We start from the raw sequence: 21916 nt of genomic DNA on the forward strand, positions 1-21916 counted from the left end.
TCAGATCGCCGGGACGGCTACCACGTCAGCGGACTCCGGCGGCTCCTGGCGGAGGTCCGCGTCGATGGAGGTCAGGAAGGCGGCAAGGGTGGGCGGCAGCTCGGCCTTGCCGGAGCACTCAGCGATCAGCAGAGCCGCGTAGCCGTTCGACCCCTTATGCGTTTGCAGAAGTTCCCGGACGTGTGACCGGACCTCCTCATCGGTCGCCGTCGTCGCCAGCTGACCCACCCCCCTTGGGCAGTCGAGGCGGGTCGTCACGGACACAGCGAACCGCCTCTGGACAGCGATGGGTGTCTCGGTGACCAGCAACGCCTCGATCCCCTTGTAAGGGATGACCACGTACCGGGTGAACCGGCTCGTCTTCGCTGCCACGTCGGGTTCCAGAGGCTTGTTCAGAGTGTCGTGTATGCCGAAGACCTTCTTGCCCATGCCGGCGAAGACCGGGGCGAACACCGGGACTGACACGTCGTTCTCGGCATCGAAGATCGAGATACCGGCCAGGTCCAGGTGCAGGTAGCCGACGGCGGTCTCGTCGCGGTCGAGGACGTCGGAGACGGCCCGGAAGACCAGCACCTCCGTGGCGCCCTCCACAACGAGGACAGCGCGGGCCAGTACAGCCTCGGCGAACTGACGCCGGTTGTTGCGGTACTTCTTCGGCTTGAAGTCGTCCGGGAGACTGATGGGGGTGCTGGTGAGCGTGCCGGTGCTGTCGTGGCTCAGGACGACGATCTGGCCGGGGTCGAACTTCTCGATCACGTACGGCGAGTGCGACGTGATGATCGCCTGCCCCATTCGGCTGACGACGAAGTCGACCAGCCGGCGCTGGGCGTGCGGCGGCAGCGCGATCTCCGGCTCCTCCATCGCGAAGATCACCGAGTCGTCGCCCTTCAGCTCGGCGATGTAGGTCAGCAGCGCGAACACGAGCAGGTTCAACGAGCCCGTGCTTAGCCGGTTGAACGGCACACCATGCGCTCCGGGCTGGGTAGACAGGAACAGCCGCAGGACCTCGCGGAGATGGTCCCGCGTCAGCTCTGAGACGCGGACGTCCACCGCGCCGGGGCCGTCACTCAGGCTGAGGAACCGCTCGATGCGGGCACGGAGCTGCTCACGGACCTTGAAGAACGCGGAATCGTCCCCAGCGATCACCACCTCCTCAACGTCGCGGAGAGCCGTCTCCCACAGCTGGCCGGTGGACTCCGCCTCCAGACGGACGATGGTGTCGAGTAGCGAACCGCGCTGGAAGCTGAGCGCGCGGCTGCCCGTACGGTTGGGACGCAGGTACAGGAAGCCACAGTGCCGCTTGTCCTCACGGGTGAACGGCTTCAACCCACCGCCCAGCTCGGTGGATTCATCGGTGAGGTCGTCAACCACGGGTTCCGGATGCGCGAAGAACGTGCTGCCCTCGAAGTCGTCCTCGTCCGGGTTGAACCGGCCCAGGAACACGACGGGCAGGCACCACACGTCCTCGCTGTCCCCCTCGTCGCCAGCGGGCGCCGACTCCGCGAAGTCACGTCGGCGTGGTGACCAGCGACGCATGCGGCCGTGGAAACGCCGCCGCGCTTCCGGCGTCAGGTCAGTCAGGACCACCTCGATGCGTATCTCGGGGAGAGATCCGTCCACGTCCTGATACTGGCTGGCGAAGAAGTCGTACTCGTCGATCACAGGCCGGCGGAACATCCGCTCCGGGCCGAGAACCAGATCCAGCGCCTCGCACACGGTGGACTTGCCCACGCTGTTGGACCCGACCAGCAACGTGTCCCCGTCGAGATACACCGTCCCGGCCTCAACGCCACGGAAGTGGCGCAGGGTCACACGACAGACCTGCATTCGATCCCCCGATGCATGCGAAGCCAGCCGACGGCATCCGCCTCACCGCCCGCCGTCCCGAGCGGTCTGCTGCCCGACAGTAGCCGGACAACAATCGATCATCTCATGCCGCTACACCGCGGAAGACCTGGCGGTCATGCCAGGCGATGTGGCAGGCGTCGACAGCGGGTTGACCCGGCAGAGGCACCGCGAGCGGACGCCCGGCCAGCGCGTAGACAGCCTGTCCGGCCGGCGACCGAGCGACGTAGAGATCGGAAACCTTGAGTTCCCGGTCCGGCGTCAACCCGAGAACACCCAGGTCGAACAGCGTGTGATGAAGCGAGCACAACGCCACGCCGTTAGCGAGGTCGTCCGGGCCGTGCTGGCTATGCCAGCGGACGTGGGCCGCCTCGACCCCGACCGGAATTGTCCCGATTCGTCCATCGAAGCCACAGGCCGCGCAGCAGTAGGCGTAGACCCGCAGCACCTGCTCGGCGAACGTGGCACTCCGCCGTCGCCGAAGCCGATCCCCACCGGCTATACCGGTGGAGTCGGCCCACGTACCGAGGTCAAGACCGGCGACATCGCAGATCAACGGTGCGAGCGCGGGCGTGAAATGCCGGTCCAACAGCAGCCTCGCGGCGGCGACAAGCATTCCGGGATCGAGGAGCGCCCGCTCGACGGGGCGGTGCAGGCGGCCCACGGCACCGAGGTCGTGAAGCAGGCGGCTTCGCTCCGGCAGGTCTGGGCCAAGGGGCCCACCGGCGGCGTCACGCAGGTCCCACAGTTCGCGTTCCAGGTGCACGAACGGCATCGCGGCCCGCTGCCGTGCCGTTGACCGTCGCACCGGCGGACCGAACTGGTTGATCAACCCGCTGACCGGCTGCTCCGCCTCCGCATAGCTCACCTCGCTGGTGCCTGTCGCGGCCAGCCGGCCGAACAGCCACAACAGCAGCAGCGGGTTGTGAGGCACCCGGACCGCGCCGACCTGGGCCCGCCGCAACCGACCTAACCGATCAAGCAGCTCGGCGCTGTCCATCCCGAAGATTCAACCAGCGTCCATCGGACTCCAGCGCACGAACGCCCAGGGTCGCGGTCGATGCTGGCTACGGATCACGGCCCCAAGATCGCCAGCATGTGGAGAATGCCGCACGGTTTGAATACAAGCACTCCACCAGTCAACTGAGCTTTATTCCAACCAGATGCAGCATTCAGCGGTCGCCGAAAAATGGCCGGTCTTTACTTTCAGAGCATCACAGGTCGGAGCCTATCGCAACACCGGCCTTCGGCGGCTAAACGCCGATGCTGGCTTGCGACGCAACGATGATGGAGACCATCTTCCGGCGCGGCTACGAAACACCCACGTGTCAGCTACAGTAAGCGTGAGTATGCCGCCTCGATCGAGGCGCTTCGGGCTTCCGTAGCCGGCATCCGGTGCGCGTCGGCAGCTCGGCCGAACATGCGTCCGCCAGAACCGGGCGCTGACGGGCGCGAAGACCGCGTTCCCCCGTCGATCACATGGCCTCCCGGCTCATAGGATGATCCCGTGCCGTCAAGTGCCCGTGCGGGCAGAGGAAGTATCGCGGGGTCGTCCGGCGACGGCGGGGTGGAATTCAGGCGGGCCGTCGCTGCCTATGCGGTCGTGGCTGGGCTCTCCGACACTCCGCTGCGTGGTCTGGGCATCTCCGAGGTCGACGCGCGGGTGACCGCGGTGGTGCTGGAGACCGAGGATGCGGTCGACGATCTGCGGGTTGACTTCGCGACCGGTGGGACGGCGTACATCCAGGCGAAGAGGACCTTACGGGGAGGCACCGTCCTCGCGAAAGCGGTCGCGCAGTGGGCGCGCGCGGGCGAGGGGCCACTGGACCCGGCCCGCCATCGGTTGGTGATCGCAGCGGGTGAGCTGTCGGACTCGATGAAGGCGCTGCGCCGGGCTCTCGACGCGCGGCGGTTGTCGGTCCCAGGAACTCCGAGCCCGCAGGAAGCGGAACAACTTCACCGCGTCGAGGAGCTGTTGTCGCCGCTCAACCCTGCGGCACGAGACATCGTGCTTCAGTGCGCGGTCGTCTGGCATCTTGACGTCGAGGAGACGGACCGCGCCGACGCGCAGAACGCCTTGCATCAGCTACGCGGGCTCGTCGCGGGCGGAGACGCCCCGGCGGCAGGCAACGCGTGGTCGGCGCTGCTTGATGCTGCTGGGTATGCGGCTCGCCGCCGCGGTGGCCATAATCTCGACGGTTGGCGAACCGCGATGCGCGATCGCGGCATCGGTCTCGTCGAGCACAGCAACGCACCTGAACACTCTGGGAGCCAGTCCAGCCTCGCCCGGCCATCCAGCCATCCGATTGGGGACCACGACCTGCGGGGCCGGCTCACGCTGCAACCGCCGGTCCGCGCGCCACGACTGAGGGGAAGCCTGGCGTCGGCGACCCGGCCTGGCAGGACGAGGTGGCTATGGGGGGCCGCCCTGGCGGCCGTTCTGATAATGGGGGCGGGTACCGCGATCTATTCGGTGCATGACCGGCAGGCTTCCGCGACTGACGAGCGGAACCTGGCTGACTCCCGCCAGTTGGCAGCCGACGCGGAGAGCACGCGGGACAGCGACCCGAACCTGGCACGCCAACTGGCTGTGCTGGCATGGCGCACCGCGCCGACCATGGAGGCATGGCGAGCACTGTTCGCGGTCGCCGATCTGCCGACCGATGTCGACGTGGACGATCAGGTCCTGGCGGTGGGCCGCGTCGGTGAGCGGTTCGTCGCCGTCACCGCGCTGTCCACGAAGGCCCAGCTGTGGGATGTCACCCGGGTCAGCCGCAAGGCCGAACCACTGGCCGTGCTGCCGGGCCAAGGTCGGGTCACCGCGGCGGTCTTCAGCCCGGATGGTCGACGGCTCGCGACCATGGCAGTCGACGGCAGCGTCCTGGTCTGGAACGTCGAGAGTGCCACCGCCGGACCGCCCGGGAACAATCCGGTGGAGCTCACAGCACTAGCGTCCCTGCCCGGGAACGACTCCAACTCGCCAGCAATGGCCTTCAACTCCGACGGCACCCTGCTCGCGGTCCCCGGCCCCGAAGGGTCGGTGGAGGTCTGGAACACCCGGCTGCCGGCCGGGAGCGCCTCCGCTCAGAACAGCACAGGCCCCGACCTCGAGGCCCTGCCGCTCCAAATCCCCGGCGTCGTCAGCGGCATCGACGATCCCGGCGTGTCCGCGCTGGCGTTCACCCCCGACAGCGGTCGGCTGGCCGTTGGAACGTCCGGGGGAACCTTCGCTGTCTTCGCTCTGGGGCGGTCGGCGGAACCACTGATGCGGCGGACCAACTATGCCGGCGCCATGAACGCCGACGCGGTCGAAGGCACTGCGGGACAGGCGACGCCACCGGACACGATGGAAACCAGCCACCTCCCGCCGCAGCGGCAACCCGTCACGCGACTGCTGTTCCGGCCGGACGACGGCGCGACCCTCGCCGTGGCTGGAGGCGACGGCGTGGTGCGCCTGTGGGACGTCGCCGGGACCGATCCCACGCTGGCATCGCAGAACGCCCCCGCGAACCTGCCCACGAAGCCGACCGCGGAACTCGGCGACGGCGCGGCCGCCGTTGACGCCATCGCCTACAGCGCCGACGGCCTCCACCTGGCCGTTGGCTTCGGGGCCAGCGGTGGGACCGTCAACGTATGGGACGTCACCGACGAGAGCAGCCCGGCCCAAGGCGCCCCCATCGAGCGGCTCAACGACTCGCCGACCTCCCTGACCTTCGACCGGGCCGGTCAGACCCTCGCGGTCGGGACCAAGGACGGTGCTGTGCGGCTGTCGACCGTTGCGTCTCCCGGGATGCCTCAGCCCAGACTCACGGTGCCGGACATCCTCGGGGACCATGTGGCGGTGAACGGCGCGGGAACGACCGTCGCTGTATCGCTCGCTGTCGACGGCGTGGACGGCGCGATCGAGATCTGGGATCTCCGCGCCGGATCGAGCGAGCCGACCGTCACGTTCCCCGGCCGCGACGCGACGGTCTACTCGATCGCGATCAGCCCGGACGGCGCCCTGCTCGCCGCCGGATACGACGACGGGGTCGTCAGGGTGTGGGACCTGCGCGCTGCCCTCTCGACACGCGCCGCCGCATCACCTGTGGCCGACCTCGCCGAGCACGGCGCGATCGTGCAGGGCCTCGCCTTCACCAGCGACGGCAGACTGCTCGCGTCCGGAGACCAGGACGGGACGATCAAACTCTTCCGACTCGACGGCACCCATCCCCCGAAGCGCATCGCCGAGGCGGCATCCACCCACGGCTCGGTCCAGGGAATCACCTTCAGCGCCGACAACGGAACATTGGTGACTGGCGGTGATAGCGGTGTGGGCGTCTACGACGTCCCGGACGTCAGCACCGGCGGGCCGCTGACCACGGTCACCGACATCTCGGACGCAACCACTGGGAACCTCTCCGGAGGTGTCGCGCTCAGCCCCGACGGACGCACACTCGCCGTCGGCGGCCACGGCACCGTCACGACCTGGGACATCACCGGCCCGACGCCACAGCAGCAGGGCACATCCCTCCCTGTCGGAAGCAAGGAGGCGGCGGTGAGCACGGTTGACTTCAGCCCGGACGGCCGCCTGCTGACGGCAGCCGGCAACGACGGCGACATCGCAATCTGGGACACCAGCCGCCCCGGCCAGCCGAAGCCGCTCACCAACCTCCCCGGCCACGACAACGGAACCCGCCTCGCGGCGTTCACCGACGACAGCCGAACACTCGTGACTCTCGGCTCCGACTACCTCGCGAAACAATGGGACGTCGACCCCGAAACACTCGTCGGCCGCGCCTGCAACGGAGTCTCCCAACCGATGACCAAGACAGACTGGCGCACCTTCGTCAACAACCGCGAGTACGCCGCGCCGTGCTGACCCTTACCCGCCACGGAGGGCGATGATGTACCTCGCCCCGCACTCGCGGGATTGCGACCGTCCGAGATCCTGTACCTCGCCACGCCTTGCTCCCAGCGCGACGACGGACGCCAAGTCGATCGATTCGACCAGAGCCAGCGGTCGCCAGCACGGGAACCGACAGAGATCCGATGGGTCTGTCGGGGCGGCCTCCTATACGAGTCCTATGACCCCAAGATCGGAGGCCGATGAGGAATACCGCAGGGATTGAATAACAGCACTCTGCCAGTCAAGTGATCTTTATCCCAATGCCGCTTAGTTAAGCCAGTCGCGCGAGCGTGATCGTCGGTGGTTGGCGGTGGTGGGTTCCGCTGTCCGTTGGTTTTTTGATCCGGTAGGCGTTGTACCTGGTTCGTCGGACAGCGCGCGGGTAGGTGCGGTGGCGGCGGGCGGGGTTGATCCGTTCGAGGATCTCGGTGCGGGTCTGCTCCCACGCGCGGGTGTGGCGGTCAGGGGGAAAAATCCGCCTGGTCGGTGACCTGGCGGCGTGTGATCCGTAGTGTTCTCATGAAGGAGAGTCTGTCGGGGTCGATATCGGCCTCGTCGGCGGCCTCGATCATGAGGCTTCGTATGGCGTAGTGCGTGAGTAGGAGGGCCCAGATCTCTTGTTTGACGAGTTCGGGATTTTTGGAGCGTAGGACCCGTTTCTCGCCTCGCTGGTGCGTTTTGATTTCATCGAAGGTGCTTTCTATTTCCCATCGTTCGTGGTAGGAGGTCGCGAGTTCGATGGCGGCCACGTCGGTGGGGTCGAGGATGTTGGTGATCAGACAGATGAGTTCGCTCGTGCCGTTTTCTTCGTGGTCTGGTACGGAGTACTCGATGACTCGGACTGGTAGGGCTGACTCTGTGGGTGGGGCGTGGCCGGCACGGGCGTCGGCGATGAGCTGGCCACGTCTGGCGACGGGGATCTTGGGGTCGATCAGGAGAGAGAGGTAGGAGCCGTCGGGCAGGGCTCGGATGACGGGGAGCGTGAGGTTCGCGTTGACTCGCCAGAGCAGGTCCGCACCGGTCGCGAGGGCCTGTTGCCACAGGCCGTAGCCGTAGAAGTTGCGGTCGGCGGTGAGGAGCATGCCCGGCTCGCAGGCGTCGAACAGCGTGGCAGCGAGCGACCGTTCGTCGCTGGTGTAGGCGCCGATGGCGGCGGCGAAGACCGCATGGGTACCGCATTCGGCGAGCGCGACGACGTGTACCTGGGGAAAGGCGGCGGTCTTCGGTCCGTGGCTGAAACGGCCGAACGCGTCGGCGTTCTCGGGGGTGTCCGCGGTGTCGAGGTGGACGCCGTCCACGGCGACAAGTCGGCGGGAGCCGAGCCAGGCGCCTTTCGTGCCCAGGCCGGCGACTGGCACGGCGACCCGTTCGAACAGCAGCTTCAACGGTTCCGGGCCGAGACGTGTCCGGGCCTGGGAGATCGCTCCGGTGCTGGGGACCTTCCAGTCTCCTTTCCAGGAGCCGAGCCAGCGCAGCGTGCCCACGAGCCTGCGCATCACTTCGTCGTAGTCGTCGTCGAAGAACAGGCACATGGCCATCGTGAAATACACGACGACTCTCGCTGGTAGCAGCCTCTTCCGCTGTTCCAGCCGTCTCGTCTCCGCGAGCACCTCGTCGACCAGGTCTCGAGGAACGATACGCGCGAGAACGCCGAGAGAAATGCGATCTGTCAGTCGGTCGCTGGTAACTGCGGGCAGTTCAAGAGCCCCCGGGAGACGCGCCACACCGGCATTCTAGCGACGTCCGGGATCAACGAACTGTCGGCGCATGTTGTAGAAGCTGCTCTCCGCATCGTGGGAAATACGCCGATTCTATGATAGTCCGTTGGCGTGTCGTGATTGACGGCGGAACCGGGCCTCTAACTTAGTGGCATTGGATCTTTATCCCCCCCTCTTTGAGTGGTCCTCTTGCCGCTACACGCAAGGGCCCGACGACTGTGCGATCGTCGCGTTAATCAGTGCTTCTGGAATTCTCGACAGGTCGTGCAGCACGGTCGTGCTATAGCGATCACTAAGTCCTGAGCTGTTGATGTGCCGAGCCCACTGCCGTTCCGTCACGACGACGTCGCAATAGGGAACTGCGGCCGACAAGGCGTTAACGTCATTCAGATCATGCGGATGCCACCGCTGCTGCGGGTTTCGGTGTCGGAGGCGGCGCAGTTCTCTGGTCACCCACCGGCTCGGTAGATCCTCAAGGAACTGGCGGACGCGGTCGCGGTCACTTACGAACCCCATCGGCTCAATACCGTGCCGCAAACAGCTCGCGATCAGCGGATCTATTATTTCGGCGATCTCGGTGCCGGTAACGATGTCGCCGAGCCGATGCCGCAGCTTGTGTGCATCGATCTTCCCGGCGAGAGCCGTCTGCCCATCGGCGAACTTCTGGTCCGCTTCTTGGAACTTGCGCGCTGTCTCAAGCATCAGAGCCAGTTTCCCACCGGGATCGGCCAGACCCGCGAGCTCCATCGTCTGCACGAATGTCTCCCTGATCTGGATGCGCAACTCAGGGGGAATCGCAGCATCGTCGGGCAGTTTCATACGGTCGAGTGGGATCTCGCTACTGAAAGCGTGATTGATGCCGACGCCGAAAATGTTTATGTTTATGCTTCGATGTCGAGTGCCGCAGTAGCTGGTCATGGCCGCGTCGATTTCCGCGGGAACGATTACATGCGGCGGAGCGATCGTGTGGAACTTGGAGAGACTTGCCATCGTGGTAGCAAGGTCTAGCCTGCTAGCCCAGCTGGCCCGGCGGTGAGTCTCGTAGTAGTGAGCTGCGGACAGTACGAACGAGGCACGACCGAGCCGGACCGCCTCTGTAGCCACAGTGAAGGCGTCCCGATAGCGTTCGCCATCGCTGCGACCCAGACGACACTTGGTGAAGTCGATCCACTTCGCCTGATCGAGGTAGACGCGTAGCACGAGTCCATTGTCCCCCTGCCAGAATCGTCTGATGGACCCTGTACGCCTTCCTCCGGCAGCCGATCGCCTCGCAGAGCTTGTCGCCGCGACCCGCGCCTGGATCGAGCTGCCCCGGAGCATCACCGGGCAGCGAATGCAAGCCGCAATCGACGAGGCCGGCACCGACGGCGACGCGGGCCGGCTCGCGGCCGAGATACGTGCCTACCAAGCCGGCCAAGGCGGCCCACACGGCACAGGCCGCTTCGGCCCCGGCGCCGCCGCCCGCATCCTCACCCGGCATGGCTACCCGTCCGCGAACCCGATTGAGGATCTCCTTGTGGTGCCCGCAGGAGCCGCAGACGAGGTGCGCCTTGTCCTTCCCGCTCGTCCAGGCGGGCACGGTACCCCACGAACCGCCCGGGACCGCCCCTCCCGCGTCGGGTGGCGCCCCCAGGCCTCGACGAGCACGCCGTCGTCAGACCGCGCGAGGTCGTGAGCATGCTGGTCGGGGTCGGTGAAGCGCAGGAAGCGCGCGAGACGACGCTCACCCCGACCGGAGAACCGACAGGCCCACAGACAGTGTCGATCGCCTGAATCCGGTCGGCTGGGCTGGTCTGCCCGCCGCAACCCGCGGCCAGCGCCTCGGCGGTGAAACGGCGCCGGTCGTTGCGATCTGTCCGACGGCTCACCGACAGACCTCGGGTGCGGCACCGTGCCCATCCCGATCGCGGCGGAAGCCGGCTATGACAGTCCTCCCAGCGTGCCGACGACGGCGAGGGCTAGGGCGAGCGTGCCGGCGAACGCGGCGTCGCCGCGGCTGACCGCCCCGGCCAGGCTCCGGCCGTCGGCGCGGGCGAGGATCCCGGCGACCAAAGCGATGACGGTGGCCACCGCGACCGCGAGCAGCACGGTCAGCACCGCGACGGATGTGGCATGCCCGGAGGATGCCGGGGAGGACAGCGCGCCGGGGGTGCGGGTGTATGCAAGGCGGGTCTCCTCCGCAGGGGACGGGTTCCGGCGGGGCCGCCAGCCGAGTTCCGGCCAAAGATCACGTGCTGGCGGTCCGCCGGGACGAACCGGATGGGCCCGTCCGCACAGATCTACACCTGATGTCCGCCATGTCTTGGGACGTCGCGACGCCCTTATCACCTACAGGCGGTATCGCCCCAGCTCACAGGCAATTCAGCACGTCATCCACAGGCGGCACATCGTCCTAGACAGGATGCGCTGATCACCGTTCGACTACCACGTGCTCGTCGGCGAGCTCAAGGCCGGCCTGGGGTGCGCTGGTCGGCGAGGTGTACGGTCAGCCACCGTGATCAGTACGTGGCGAAATCAATGGGAGCACCTCCAGACCTTCCAGCGCCGCATCGAAGACATCTATGCGGGCCGCCCAGGCGATTCCACTGAGGCCTACGCCGACATGCAGAGCTTCTTCGAGCGCTCCGAGGCGCTACGCGACTGGGTCAAGAGGGCCATGTCGTCGGATCCCACCGTGGATGTGGATGCCGAACTCAAGAAGTGGCTGCCGCTCAGAGTCGCCCACGACCTCGCCGTCAAGAGCAAGCACGCCGGGCAGGACCGCACGCCCTGGACGGCTGATCTCCAGGCGACCGTACTGTCGCAGGCCGTCACAATCCAGGTCCAAGCGGTTCCGCTGCGGGCATCGGTTCCGCCGAATGACCCTGCGGTGTCCATCCCGGTGATCGCGCCGGGTACCGCCGCCCATCAGTGGACTGTGACCTACACCGCGGTGGCCGGGCAGCCTTCGGCCACCAGGGATGTTTTGGATCTTTCTCGTGATGTCGTGGCCGCGTGGCGGCAGGTCCTGAAAACCTTCCTGTTGATCTAGAAAAACTGCCCTTGTCTCGCAGCACGCAGCTGCTGACGATTCGGTACGCGGCCTGCTTGGTGCTCATCGACAAGCGGCGCGATGCTGCACTCATGACGAAGTCACAAGGTTCGGGTACGCCGATGACGTCGGAGGCCGCCTCGCGGATCCAGTCCGCCGGCGATCGGGATCCCGGCAGCCGCACCGGGCAGACCGGGTTTGGGCCGCGCGCGCAGTCGGCCGCCGCTCGCAATGACAACGAGCAGGACGACGATGACGAGGACTGACCCTCGGCGCCGATCGCGGCCTGCTCTTGGCCCCGGCCGGCCATCGCCTTGATCGGCGAATACCGCTGGGTTCGAATAACAGCACTCTGCCAGTCAAGTGAGATTTGTTCGCGCTGGATGCGGCGTTCGGCTGGAGCAACGAGCTCGTGCTCGCCCAGCGTCCTCAGCGCGCGCACAATAGCGTGGTTCTCGGACTCACTACAAAGCCTGCTGAAGCCCAGCCACCGGAGGGTGAGCGGGCCCGCGACCACCTTCGTCTGGCGGCTGCCCGCCTCCAGGCTCTGGACCGGCGCCGCCGCTCCCAGATCTCCCTGGGCGGGGCCGTGATGATGTTGGGTGGCTTGGCGATCCTTGGTGACCGCAGAGCTGGTCTGACGGTTCGGGGAGGGGAGGTGGGATGCGTTGACGGTCGGGAGTCCCGCCGACGGTGAGGGGCGGCGCCGGGTGCGGGGCCTGCTGTCGGTGGGGTCGCCGCTGGATGTGGCGCGGGTTGCGCATGGGTGGCTGCGCGGCGGGCTGGCGACGCTCGCGGTGCCGTGGCCGCGCGGCGTGTCGGCCTCTGGTGGGCAGCCGTCTCCGCCACGGCTGCCGGACCCGGCCGCCGTGACGGTGGACGGTGGACGGTGTGGGAGTGGGGCGGGCGCGGCTGGCGGTGCTCATCGACGCCGACAATGCGCAGGCGTCGCTCGTCGAGCACGTGCTGGCGGAGGTCGCGATGTTCGGCACCGCCCATGTCAAGCGCGCCTATGGCGACTGGACCAGCACCCATCTGCGGAGCTGGAAGGACCAGCTGCTCGCCCACTCGATCCAACCGATCCAGCAGTTCGCCCACACCAGCGGGAAGAACGCGACGGATGCGGCGATGGTGATCGACGCGATGGATCTGCTCTACGGCGCGGAACTGGACGGATTCTGTTTGATCTCTTCCGACAGCGACTTCACCCGGCTGGCCTCCCGGCTGCGGGAGTCAGGTCGGATCGTCTACGGCTTCGGGGAACGCAAGACCCCGCGGTCATTCGTCGCGGCCTGCGACACCTTCACCTACGTCGAGAACCTGGCACCAGCGGCACCGGCGCCGGCCGATCCATCCGCTGCCCGGCCGGCCGAGGCCACGCCCGTGGGTGACGTCGTGACGGCCGCCGCGCGCCAGCCGATCCCCGGCTCCCGACTGCGCAGTGACACGAAGCTGGTGACCCGGCTGCGCGACGCCGTCGAGGAGGCGTCCGACGACGACGGCTGGGCCAGCCAGGCACGGGTCGGCACCATCATCCGCAGGCGGACCCCGGACTTCGACCCCCGCGACTACGGCTACCGGAGACTGGGCGAGCTGATCACCGCGATCGAGCTGTTCGAGGTCGAACGCCGTTCCAACAGCGGGGGTAAACCGACCCTCGTCTACCTGCGCGACCGGCGCCGCCGCACACCGACCGGCTAGCGCGCTGTCCACCCCGTGGCGGGCCATCCGCCGGCTGCCTCCGGGTCCCCGCGACAAGACCTGCTGGTTGACCTTGCGCGGCGCGCGGCGTCGATGTTTCTCATGCCCTGGTGGCGCGGACGTCGTGATCGGTCCGGCCCGGGATGGCGGGACCCGCGCGGAGCCGCTGTCAGGGACACTGGGCGCGGAGGATCTGTGACCGAAGCGCGTCGTAGCGCGGGCGCATGTCGGCCGGTGGGCGGTGTGCTCAGATCTCGGTGAGCTGACGCAGCAGGCGGACGCCGGGCATGCGGTCATCGGCCCGCATCGGCACGTCGAAGATCTCCGGCTCGTCGAAGACGGGACGCCCGTTGGGGCGGCGGGTGTAGGGGGCGAAGCCGAAGTCGGCGCCGTCGGTGGTGTCGTAGGCGGTCCAAGCGATGGTCTCCTGCTCGCCGGGGAGCAGTGGATGGTTGGAGACCGCTCTGGCGCTGAAGATGCCGGGTTCGGTCTCGGTGACGACCTGGGGGACGGCGAAGGCGAACCGGCGCAGGTTCAGGGCACGGGCGTGCTCGGCGGCCTTGTGCTCGAACGCGACGGTGGCGTCCTGGTCACGCAGGTAGTCGTAGTCGGACAGGATCTGGCGGCGGTCGCCGTCAAGGATGACAATCGCGGGTGCGTCTTTGAGACCGATCGCGCGTTGGACACGGCCGACGACGTCGGTGACCAGAGTCCAGGTGTCGTCGTTCATGGCGGGTGTCCTTCGGGTCTGGGACAGAGGCTGGCAGCCTGGGAGCGGGGCCGCGGGGCGGGTGCCTCAGCGCGGCTCCGGGTCGCCTTCTCGGCGCAGGTCGGCGCGCAGGTGCAGGGTCTCGTCGAGGATCTCGCGCAACAACGCCATCCCGGGAAACTTCCGCGACGGGCCTATCGGAACGGTCACGGTGAACGTCTCGTCACCGTCGAGGCCGAAGGTGTAGGTGCCATCGGGATTGCGGGTGTAGAGCGCCGTCCCGGTCGTGACCCCCTCTTCGACATCGAAGATCGTGTAGGCGATTACGTCGTATTCGTCGAGGTCGTCGCGCAGCGGGCCGGTGAAGGGCGAGCGCAGGAGTACCGAGTCCTCGCCGACCAGCGGACGTGGTGTGACGATCATTGGCACTGCGATGATCAGCCGTTCGAGGTCGATGCCGGCGACCTCGCGGGCCAACTGCTGCTCGTACGCGACGGCCTTGGCGGGGTCGCGCAGGTAGTCGCCGAAGCGGTGCTCGCGGGTGGGTTGGCCTTCCAGGACCGCGAGGGCGGGCTGGTCGCCGGCCCGTAGCGCGTCCTGGAGTTCGCCGATGGTCGTGTCCAGCAGGATGTGGGACTCGATGTTCACCGGGGCGTCCTCTTCGGTCGGGTCGGGTGTCGTGGCAGGGACCGGCTGGTTCCAGTCTGGTCTGGCGGGTAGCGGCCTGTCTGCGGCAGGGGCCGCTACCCGCGTGGCCTGGCCGGACCCGATCTGCGCGTGTCACAGACTGCTGACGGTGTCGCGGTGGTCACCGTGTCGTCGTGTCCGAGGTCGATGACGTGTCGGCCGTCATCGATCTTCGTCACCGAACCGATCCTCCAGACGTAGCCCGCCGTCGGAGCCGCATGTTCTGCTCGTATCCCATGATTGAGCCATTCCCAGCAACGGCCCGTGACGTTCGGTGACCATTGCGCGGTGTGAGTGTCCCCGGGGCTGCGACGACGGAGGCGCGGGGCTCCGATAGGAAGTTGTTCCGACCAAAGAGCAACTCCGAAGGAACCCCGCGCCTCCATGAGTTTCACATACACCGCCGAGTTGCCCCTCGGCGATCACACCGTCTTCCGCCTGGCGGGTCTTCTCGTCGCGGAGCGTCAGCGTCGCGGCACTCGCAACGGCACCCGCACGCTGTCCACGTTGGAACAGGCGGTCATGGTCCTGCGCTGGTTCTGTGACGGCACCAGGACCAGCCGGCTCTTCAAGGATCACGGGGTGTCCCGGTCGGTGGGCTACCGCTACCTGCACGAGGGCATCGCCGTGCTTGCCTGGCAAGCCCCTGACCTGCGCGAAGCGCTGATGCGCGCCAGGATCGCCGGCTACGGCCACCTCATCATCGACGGTACGATCATCGAGACCGACCGGCTGCGCATGCCCGGCCCGACCGAGGGCGTGGACCTGTGGTGGTCCGGCAAGATCTCCAACCACGGCGGCAACATCCAGATCCTCTCGGCCCCCGACGACGGCTGGCCGCTGTGGGTCTCGGACGTCAGGCCCGGCCGCGAGCACGACTCGACCGCGCTGTGCGCCGGAGGCGCGCAGCCGATCCTTGAGGAATGGGCCGCCGACCTGCACGAGGTCCTGTTCGACCTCGGTTACGAAGGGTTGGGTAGCCCGGCCGGACCGCTCGCGACCGCCTACAAGAAGCCCAAGGGCGGCGCACTCACCGACGAACAGAAGGCGCACAACCGGGTCCACAACGCGCTGCGCGCCGTCGGCGAACGCGCGAACGCGCTGCTCAAGGTCACCTTTCGGCTGCTCCGCAACATCACGATCGACCCCTGGAAGATCGGACTCGTCGCGAAAGCCGCCCTCGTCATCCTCCACACCGAGCACCGCAGGACTGCCTGAACCCCAACACCGCAACACGGAACTGTTGCTACGCAAGGTGACGAATGGTTGCCGGGAAAGGTTCATTGTCTTTCCTTCATGCGGAATGGCGCAGCCAGCCTGGCCCACGCGCTTGCGGGGCGCGGTTTCGTAGCCTGAGATCAGCGAGGTCGAGGTGGCCGATGATCTGCCGAGTCGGCCAGCGGATGATCCGGCCGCAGCGGACACAGCAATAGTGGCCATGCCACCGGGCCGAGGTCGGTGCGACTTCACGGCGTCCGGAAACGGGAACGAATCCGTCTTCGTCTGGAGTGTTGTCGCACCGGCACAGCCATGCGTCGTCGGCGCCGCGGCGGGCGATGAATTCACGCATAGCAAACACCTCTCTTTCCCGAGAGCAAGGTTCGGAGGGGAAGCAGGGTCCCTACTCGACGCGGGCGGCCTCGCGGTCCCAGGGATGGCCATGGCGGGTGCGCGGCGGGGAATCTCGCCGCGTCCCGCTTGGCCGGGGATGCCCGACGATCCGCCGGATCGTGGGGTGCTGGGCTTCGCCGAGCGTGGTCTCGTGCCTTGTGCACACGGTGACGAGGGCGGTGTGGAGGACCGCGCCACACCGCAGCACGGTGTGAGGAAGGGCGCTCGCACTGTCGCCGGCCAGCCTGATGACTTTGCCAGCGTGGGTGGATCAGGCGGTGTCCGAGGCGGTTCCGACGTCGCTGGTGGGGTCGAGTGCCTTCCACTGCTGGAGCATGTCGATCAGCTGGTCGGGGGTGCGGCCGTAGAGGATGGCGAGGGTGCGCAGATCTCCTTCGCGGATCGAGAGGACCCGGCCCGCGTAGTCGTGGCGTCGCCGCTGGATCTCGGCGATCCAGCGGCGTAGCGGCCCGGCGTCCTCGCCGGGCACGGCGGTCAGGGCGGGCAGGTTGAGCACGACGCGGGCGGTGCGCGGCGGGAGCGGGTCGGGTCGTGCGCTGGGCAGGAGCTCGGCCACGGGGACGCCGTAGAACGCGGCCAGGGCGGCAAGGTTCTCGACGCTCACCATGCGGTCGCCGCGTTCGTAGGAGCCGACCGCTGCGGTCTTCCACCGGCCGTAGGAGAGGGCTTCGACCTGCTGGAGAGAACGGCCCTGCTGGGTGCGGATGGCGCGCAGTCGGGCGCCCACCTCGCGGGCGTAGGCGCGGTTTTCGCTGGTCATAGTCATGCTTTCTTCTGGTGGATGAGCGGTTGGGAACGGAATGGCGCAGGGAGCGGCGATCGAGGCGCGCTTCCCTCGGGGCGGTGGGTCCGAGGCGGGTTGTGTGCGACACGAGCCCGCGCAGCGAGCGATCAGGGTGCTGGTCCCGACCGGGACCAGCGGGGCGAGCCGAGCGGCAGCTCGCGACCTGTCGAATGCGGCTGCGCCGAATACCGACGTGTTCACTCGGGCGGGCGTCTCCGGACGGGCCGGTGACGAACTCGGACCGGCGGCGCGAGCTGGTCGGTAGGCCGGCGTGGAGATCACCGACGCGGAGGTTCCGCGAGTACGGTGGTCGGGGCGGAGTCGCTGACGGTGCCGCCGTCGGGCCTGGATTGTCGTTGTCGATCCTGTGCCGTCGGACGTTCAGGTCTGGCCGGTGGGGATGATCCGGACATCGATGCTGTCCGGGTCGTCGAGGGCGAGCAGGGCGGTGGCGTAGGCGTCGAACGGCTCGTCGTAGACCGTGCCCACGGTGCTCGGCAGCGTCGTCCACCTGCGACGGCGGGACCGCGTCTGCACCTGGACGGCGGCGGTGCCGGTCAGGACCGCGATGAGGTCGGCGGGGGTGTCGGTGTCGAGGCCCCGGCGGACCGGGCCGGCCAGGTAGGCATCTCCGACGATCACGTCCTGGCCGCGTAGCTCCGGGACGTGGACCCAGGTCAGCAGGGTGGCCCGGCCGTTACGCGGCAGCCCATCGATCTTGCCGTTCTCGTTGACGTAGAGCGTCGCGGCGGGCCGGGTGAGGCCGATCGGTTCGATCGGTCCGCCCACGAGGGCCTGCGCGGCGCGCAGGCTGGTTTCGTCATGGTCGACCAGGCGGACCGGCAGCAACGGGTCCGCCGGCACCACCCTTATTTTGATCATTTTCGGCTGCTTTCCGGGAAGGCGACCGCCGCCCTGTCCCGGGCCCGACGGGGGTCAGTGCTGGTCGCTGGGGCTGGTGGGTGTGGAGGGTCGGGTCCACTGGCCGGTGTGTGGGTCCCAGACGGCTTCGCCGTAGAGGCGGTTGAGGTCGGGAAACGCCTCGAACGGGGCGGGCATCATCCAGCCGAACGCCCGGCACTCGGCCTCGCCGGGATAGGTGCCGGTCCACGGGTCGTCGCCGTGGTCATGCGGCTGGTCGCAGCCGGCGCGTTGCAGCCCGGTCTGGCGGCAGCGGGCGACATCGCAGTCGGCGTGGTGGCGCCGGCCGGGAAGCACGTCGCAGCCAGGGCACGGCGGTGCGGGCCGGGTGAACATCGGTGGCCCCCGGATGATCAGAGTGCGCCGGTGACGTCAGGCCGCTCCGTCGCGTTCGCCACTGCGGGTTCCTGACGGTCACGCGATGCTTCGGTCTGCGCGTGCTCGTCGCGGGGCGAGGCGGGCCCTCGTGCGGCGACGCGCCAGGGGACGTGGTGGCCGTGGCCGGGGTTGGCGCAGTCGAACCGGTCGACCCCTGCCAGGTCGCCGTGGACGTGGCCGCCATCGACGTAGATCTCGAACGGCGGGGCGTCGTCGGCGAGGTGGAGGGTCGCGGCGGTGTCGATGTGGATCAGCAGGATGCCGGCCTCGTCGAAGCAGACACTGATCCGCAGCGGGAGGTGGACGTTGCCGGGTTCCCAGCTGGCCATCGGGTGCACCGGCAGGACCACAATAAGAACCGGACGATCTTGGTTGAAGGTCCTGAGATCGTCGTTCGTCCGGTAGGGACACGTGTCCTGACCAGGGATGACGCATGATGGCCCCGGACAGCACCAGCCCGGCCGGTGCTTCGGCCGTGGACGTGCCGGCCCAGAGCAAGGACATCGCGGTCACCCTGGTCACCTTGATCATGGCGCTGGTTGTCGGGTTGACGTTCTTGTTCGGCTTCGGCAATGTCCTCCAACTCGGGCTTCGGTTGGGGGTGCCGATCTGGATCGCGCCGCTGGTGGCCCCGGCCGTCGATCTTTCTGTGGTGGGGCTTTTGCTCGGGACGCGGCAGTTGGCGTTGCGGGGCGCTCCCATCGAACTTCTGCGTCCGGCCCGGCGGCTGCTGGTGTTCTCCAGCATTGTCACTCTGGCGCTCAATATCGCCGAGCCGGTGATCGCGGGTGACTACGCGAAGGCCGCGTTCGACAGCGTCGGTCCGCTTTTGTTGATCGGCTGGAGTGAGGTCGGCCCAGGATTGCTGCAGGCCATGCGCCACCCGCCCGCATGCCCCCAGAATCCCTCGAATCCGCCGGCTGGTGTGGACGCCACGCCGCCGGCACCAACCACCGACGGCGGCAGCACCATCCCGCCGCCGGCGTCGCCGGAGGTTCCTCGGCAGCGTCGGCCCGCCACGGCTTCGGGTGGGCTGTCCGATGAGGAGTGGCTGGCGTGGGCGCGGCGCGAGGATGCCCTGTACTGGGAGGAGAACCACCGGCCGATCTCCTCGGACGAGCTGCGTAAGCGACTGCACGTGGGGTCGAAGCGGGCCCGGAGCCTGGTCACGCGGCTACGCGCCGACGCCCGCCGCGTCCTCGACGAACACGGCCCGGCCGGTGCCCCCGCGGCGGGCGACCTCCTCCTGTCCAGCCGCCCCGACAGCGACGGGGACGGGGACGGGGATGGTGTGGAGCTGGTCGAGATCGGGCCGGCGGAGCCGGCCGACCCGCCGGGTGTACTCGCCGCGGTCGGATGACGACCCCCGCCCGTGCGGGCGGGGCCAGCGTGCACCGGCGGTCCGCGCCGGGCCGGCAGATGCCGGCGCGGTCACCCCCGCCCTGCGGAGCGCTGGCCCCGCCCCTCCAGCCCCGCCCGCCCGTCGACCGCCGCCCGCGTCACCGTCCAGGGAGACCGCACACGTGATCACGAATCCTCCGCAGCAGAACCATCTCGGCCGCCGCACCTACGCCCGACCCGCCGCCCGCACCGTCGCGGGCAGTGAGCACCAGCTGTGGCTGGCCCGCCACCTCACCCCCCGGGACCGGTGGATCACCCGGATGCTGCACGAGCACCGGGTCCTGACTACCCACCAGATCGTCGAACTCGGCTGGACCGGCCGGCGTGCGGCGAACCTGCGCCTGCTGGAGCTCTACCGCTGGCGCGTCCTCGACCGGTTCCAGCCGCTGGTGCCCGCCGGGCTGGCGCCCATGCATTACATCCTCGACGTCGCCGGCGCGGCCGTACTGGCGCACGAAGACGGCCTGGACCCGAAGAAGATCGGCTACCAGCACGATCGGGCGAAAGGCATCGCCCACTCCCTGCACCTGGCCCACCGGGTCGCGGTCAACGGCATGTTCACCCGCCTCATCCACCACGCCCGCCAGCCCGGCGCCGCCGGCAAGCTGACCGCCTGGTGGCCGGAAGAACGCTGCGCCCGGCATTTCGGCGACATCGTCCGCCCCGACGCCTACGGCCGCTGGACGACCCGCGGCGGTGCCACGGTCGAGTGGTTCCTGGAACTGGACTACGGCACCGAACCCCTGCACCGCGTCACCGCCAAACTCGCCGCCTACCACCAGCTCGCTACCAGCACCAGAATCGCCACCCCGATCCTGTTGTGGACCACCACGGCCCGGCGCGAAGCCCGTCTCCGCGCAGCGATGGCACAGACGCTGCAGAACCTCGACCGGCCCGAGCTGGTGCCGGTCGCCACCACCGCGGCCGACCTCACCCCACCCGACCAGCATCTCGACCCCGCCCTGGCCCGCTGGCTCCCCCTGACCACGACCCGGCCCGGCCGGCTCGGACTGCACCAGCTCCCCGACGTCCCGCCACACCTACGCCCCACCGTCCGCCAGGACGACACCGCCGGCCCGTCGGACCCGTCCGGCCGGCTGCACCCGCCGCACCCGATGCCACCACCCACCAGCCTGCATCCCGCTGCCTGACCGGGACTGCCCATCCGCGCTGGTGGTGTCTGCCTGCTGTCCTTTGCAGCCGGCAGGCAAGGCACTGCCAGCGCGGGAGAACGTCCGCTTCGGCCGGCTCTCCGGACGGTCGGGACGTCGGCAGGCCCGTATCGGAGTGACGGAGCATCACGTCATCATCACCCGCCGCACCGGCCTGACGGAAAGTACGACGGCCGCGGACGGTCGGGACGACGCCCGCCCCGCATGAACAAGTAGAGGCCCGATACCGGCAGGGCCGGCCCTGCCGGACGTGGGAATCACCGGAGAGGACTGTGCCGTGAACGCTGACACCTGGACGCTCGTCGAGGACATCACCAGCCGCGTGCAGCGCGCCCTGCGTGTCGGGGACTACCCCGCCATCCTGGGACTCCAGGGCGATCGGAACCTGTTCCTCAGCGACTATCCCTATCTGACCAGCTGGGCGACCGCCCTCGCCTTCGAGATCCGCGCCGCCGCCACCGCCAAAGCCATCCACAGCCACCGCTGGGTCCTCGCCGTACCCCAGGTCTGGTACGACAACGGCGAGATCATCCAGGCCCGGCCGCTGTACACTGCGCCGATTCAGCCCGGCGAAACCGAAACGATCAGCTGGATGAGCTACGACGCCACGGACGGCGTCGACTACGGCCGCATCGAGTTCGCCCGCCGACCTGACGGCCAGCCCATCTTTGACGACCTCGAATACTTCACCAGCCCCGTCCAGCCCCTGCCCCGCCATCCCGGCGGCGCCCTGCACCGCCTCCTGGTCGCCGACATCGACCTCAGCGAGATCACCCCATCCCTGCCCACACGACGCTGACCACATCGCACCCAGTGCGGACCGGGAGGGGATGGGCTGGCACCGGCAGTTCGCTCACTTCGCTCTGACGGCCTCGCCTTGAGTTGTTTCGCCTACAAGGTTCGGTGCTCATGTCGTCGCTGCCCTCAGGGCCGGCCGGGACGCGGTGGCAACCATCCCCGCGGACCACCCCCACCATGCCTGGGTACCTGCCCACTCTCGGCGGGGCCCGGAGGTGGGAGCGGACCGGGCAGCTGGACCATCTGATGAC

20 protein-coding genes are annotated in these 21916 nt (G+C 68.3%); 8 read left to right on the forward strand and 12 right to left on the reverse strand.

All coding sequences use genetic code 11. The features are described from left to right. Together FRANEAN1_RS13450 and FRANEAN1_RS13455 are read right to left on the reverse strand one after the other, a co-directional pair. Nucleotides 1-1827: an AAA family ATPase gene (locus FRANEAN1_RS13450; RefSeq protein WP_020460339.1), complete on the reverse strand. Its 1827-nt coding sequence runs from the start codon at nucleotides 1825-1827 to the stop codon at nucleotides 1-3. A 103-nt stretch (nucleotides 1828-1930) separates the two neighbouring features. Further along, nucleotides 1931-2845 (reverse strand): phosphorothioated DNA-binding restriction endonuclease, encoded by a 915-nt coding sequence (locus FRANEAN1_RS13455; RefSeq protein WP_020460340.1) that lies wholly within the window; start codon nucleotides 2843-2845, stop codon nucleotides 1931-1933. A gap of 567 nt (nucleotides 2846-3412) precedes the next feature. On the opposite strand from FRANEAN1_RS13455, the gene FRANEAN1_RS13460 reads away from it, so the two are divergent. Continuing rightward, nucleotides 3413-6706 carry a WD40 repeat domain-containing protein gene (locus FRANEAN1_RS13460; RefSeq protein ID WP_347177125.1) on the forward strand — a complete coding sequence of 1098 codons (3294 nt, stop codon included), beginning with the start codon at nucleotides 3413-3415 and terminating at the stop codon, nucleotides 6704-6706. A 488-nt stretch (nucleotides 6707-7194) separates the two neighbouring features. Here the strand turns inward: FRANEAN1_RS13460 and FRANEAN1_RS13465 are convergent, their stop codons facing one another. From FRANEAN1_RS13465 to FRANEAN1_RS40335, 3 genes are all read right to left on the reverse strand, one after another. After that, nucleotides 7195-8457 carry an IS4-like element ISFsp5 family transposase gene (locus FRANEAN1_RS13465; protein WP_020460342.1) on the reverse strand — a complete coding sequence of 421 codons (1263 nt, stop codon included), beginning with the start codon at nucleotides 8455-8457 and terminating at the stop codon, nucleotides 7195-7197. Between the two features lie 189 nt (nucleotides 8458-8646). Then, nucleotides 8647-9651: a hypothetical protein gene (locus FRANEAN1_RS13470; protein ID WP_020460343.1), complete on the reverse strand. Its 1005-nt coding sequence runs from the start codon at nucleotides 9649-9651 to the stop codon at nucleotides 8647-8649. A gap of 720 nt (nucleotides 9652-10371) precedes the next feature. Next, nucleotides 10372-10539 (reverse strand): hypothetical protein, encoded by a 168-nt coding sequence (locus tag FRANEAN1_RS40335; RefSeq protein ID WP_085950115.1) that lies wholly within the window; start codon nucleotides 10537-10539, stop codon nucleotides 10372-10374. 406 nt (nucleotides 10540-10945) lie between these two features. On the opposite strand from FRANEAN1_RS40335, the gene FRANEAN1_RS13475 reads away from it, so the two are divergent. The 3 genes from FRANEAN1_RS13475 (at nucleotide 10946) to FRANEAN1_RS13485 (ending at nucleotide 13183) form a co-directional block, all read left to right on the forward strand. Next, nucleotides 10946-11482, forward strand: a complete 537-nt coding sequence (locus FRANEAN1_RS13475) for a hypothetical protein (RefSeq protein ID WP_157472625.1) — start codon at nucleotides 10946-10948, stop codon at nucleotides 11480-11482. Between the two features lie 59 nt (nucleotides 11483-11541). Continuing rightward, nucleotides 11542-11748 carry a hypothetical protein gene (locus FRANEAN1_RS13480; RefSeq protein WP_198145501.1) on the forward strand — a complete coding sequence of 69 codons (207 nt, stop codon included), beginning with the start codon at nucleotides 11542-11544 and terminating at the stop codon, nucleotides 11746-11748. 616 nt (nucleotides 11749-12364) lie between these two features. Next, nucleotides 12365-13183 (forward strand): NYN domain-containing protein, encoded by an 819-nt coding sequence (locus FRANEAN1_RS13485; RefSeq protein WP_020460348.1) that lies wholly within the window; start codon nucleotides 12365-12367, stop codon nucleotides 13181-13183. A 247-nt stretch (nucleotides 13184-13430) separates the two neighbouring features. Here FRANEAN1_RS13485 and FRANEAN1_RS13490 read toward each other — a convergent pair whose 3' ends face one another. Continuing rightward, nucleotides 13431-13913, reverse strand: a complete 483-nt coding sequence (locus tag FRANEAN1_RS13490) for a hypothetical protein (RefSeq protein WP_020460349.1) — start codon at nucleotides 13911-13913, stop codon at nucleotides 13431-13433. A 66-nt stretch (nucleotides 13914-13979) separates the two neighbouring features. Next, entirely contained in the window at nucleotides 13980-14540 is a 561-nt protein-coding gene (locus FRANEAN1_RS13495) for a hypothetical protein (protein WP_020460350.1), read from the reverse strand. A 423-nt stretch (nucleotides 14541-14963) separates the two neighbouring features. Between FRANEAN1_RS13495 and FRANEAN1_RS13500 the strand changes: the two genes are divergently transcribed. Continuing rightward, nucleotides 14964-15797 (forward strand): IS5-like element ISFsp2 family transposase, encoded by an 834-nt coding sequence (locus FRANEAN1_RS13500; RefSeq protein ID WP_020460351.1) that lies wholly within the window; start codon nucleotides 14964-14966, stop codon nucleotides 15795-15797. A 76-nt stretch (nucleotides 15798-15873) separates the two neighbouring features. Here the strand turns inward: FRANEAN1_RS13500 and FRANEAN1_RS38645 are convergent, their stop codons facing one another. From FRANEAN1_RS38645 to FRANEAN1_RS13520, 5 genes are all read right to left on the reverse strand, one after another. Beyond that, nucleotides 15874-16149 carry a hypothetical protein gene (locus tag FRANEAN1_RS38645; protein WP_157472626.1) on the reverse strand — a complete coding sequence of 92 codons (276 nt, stop codon included), beginning with the start codon at nucleotides 16147-16149 and terminating at the stop codon, nucleotides 15874-15876. A gap of 312 nt (nucleotides 16150-16461) precedes the next feature. Further along, nucleotides 16462-16977: a transcriptional regulator gene (locus FRANEAN1_RS13505; protein WP_020460353.1), complete on the reverse strand. Its 516-nt coding sequence runs from the start codon at nucleotides 16975-16977 to the stop codon at nucleotides 16462-16464. Between the two features lie 399 nt (nucleotides 16978-17376). Further along, nucleotides 17377-17877, reverse strand: a complete 501-nt coding sequence (locus FRANEAN1_RS37030; RefSeq protein WP_020460354.1) for a DUF3846 domain-containing protein — start codon at nucleotides 17875-17877, stop codon at nucleotides 17377-17379. A gap of 54 nt (nucleotides 17878-17931) precedes the next feature. Beyond that, complete coding sequence (locus tag FRANEAN1_RS13515) at nucleotides 17932-18252, reverse strand: hypothetical protein (protein ID WP_020460355.1); 321 nt, start codon at nucleotides 18250-18252, stop codon at nucleotides 17932-17934. A 17-nt stretch (nucleotides 18253-18269) separates the two neighbouring features. Continuing rightward, complete coding sequence (locus tag FRANEAN1_RS13520; protein WP_020460356.1) at nucleotides 18270-18623, reverse strand: hypothetical protein; 354 nt, start codon at nucleotides 18621-18623, stop codon at nucleotides 18270-18272. Nucleotides 18624-18727: 104 nt separating this feature from the next. On the opposite strand from FRANEAN1_RS13520, the gene FRANEAN1_RS13525 reads away from it, so the two are divergent. The 3 genes from FRANEAN1_RS13525 to FRANEAN1_RS13535 all read left to right on the forward strand — a co-directional run bounded on the left by FRANEAN1_RS13525 (nucleotide 18728) and on the right by FRANEAN1_RS13535 (nucleotide 21666). Beyond that, nucleotides 18728-19654, forward strand: coding sequence for a hypothetical protein (locus tag FRANEAN1_RS13525; protein WP_041254128.1), 927 nt, complete (start codon nucleotides 18728-18730; stop codon nucleotides 19652-19654). A gap of 163 nt (nucleotides 19655-19817) precedes the next feature. Next, nucleotides 19818-20846, forward strand: coding sequence for a replication-relaxation family protein (locus FRANEAN1_RS13530; RefSeq protein WP_020460358.1), 1029 nt, complete (start codon nucleotides 19818-19820; stop codon nucleotides 20844-20846). Between the two features lie 298 nt (nucleotides 20847-21144). Then, nucleotides 21145-21666 carry a hypothetical protein gene (locus tag FRANEAN1_RS13535; protein WP_020460359.1) on the forward strand — a complete coding sequence of 174 codons (522 nt, stop codon included), beginning with the start codon at nucleotides 21145-21147 and terminating at the stop codon, nucleotides 21664-21666. The last annotated feature ends 250 nt before the right edge of the window (nucleotides 21667-21916 follow it).

This window comes from Parafrankia sp. EAN1pec, assembly GCF_000018005.1.
Taxonomy (GTDB): Bacteria; Actinomycetota; Actinomycetes; order Frankiales; family Frankiaceae; genus Parafrankia; species Parafrankia soli.

What these genes read in the sequence shown, in the direction of transcription:
- FRANEAN1_RS13525 (WP_041254128.1), top strand. Translation starts at nt 18,728, where the DNA reads ATGATGGCCCCGGACAGCACCAGCCCGGCCGGTGCTTCGGCCGTGGAC.
- FRANEAN1_RS13455 (WP_020460340.1), bottom strand. Translation starts at nt 2,845, where the DNA reads ATGGACAGCGCCGAGCTGCTTGATCGGTTAGGTCGGTTGCGGCGGGCC.
- FRANEAN1_RS13490 (WP_020460349.1), bottom strand. Translation starts at nt 13,913, where the DNA reads ATGAACGACGACACCTGGACTCTGGTCACCGACGTCGTCGGCCGTGTC.
- FRANEAN1_RS13500 (WP_020460351.1), top strand. Translation starts at nt 14,964, where the DNA reads ATGAGTTTCACATACACCGCCGAGTTGCCCCTCGGCGATCACACCGTC.
- FRANEAN1_RS13520 (WP_020460356.1), bottom strand. Translation starts at nt 18,623, where the DNA reads ATGGCCAGCTGGGAACCCGGCAACGTCCACCTCCCGCTGCGGATCAGT.
- FRANEAN1_RS13505 (WP_020460353.1), bottom strand. Translation starts at nt 16,977, where the DNA reads ATGACTATGACCAGCGAAAACCGCGCCTACGCCCGCGAGGTGGGCGCC.
- FRANEAN1_RS38645 (WP_157472626.1), bottom strand. Translation starts at nt 16,149, where the DNA reads ATGCGTGAATTCATCGCCCGCCGCGGCGCCGACGACGCATGGCTGTGC.
- FRANEAN1_RS37030 (WP_020460354.1), bottom strand. Translation starts at nt 17,877, where the DNA reads ATGATCAAAATAAGGGTGGTGCCGGCGGACCCGTTGCTGCCGGTCCGC.
- FRANEAN1_RS13515 (WP_020460355.1), bottom strand. Translation starts at nt 18,252, where the DNA reads ATGTTCACCCGGCCCGCACCGCCGTGCCCTGGCTGCGACGTGCTTCCC.
- FRANEAN1_RS13450 (WP_020460339.1), bottom strand. Translation starts at nt 1,827, where the DNA reads ATGCAGGTCTGTCGTGTGACCCTGCGCCACTTCCGTGGCGTTGAGGCC.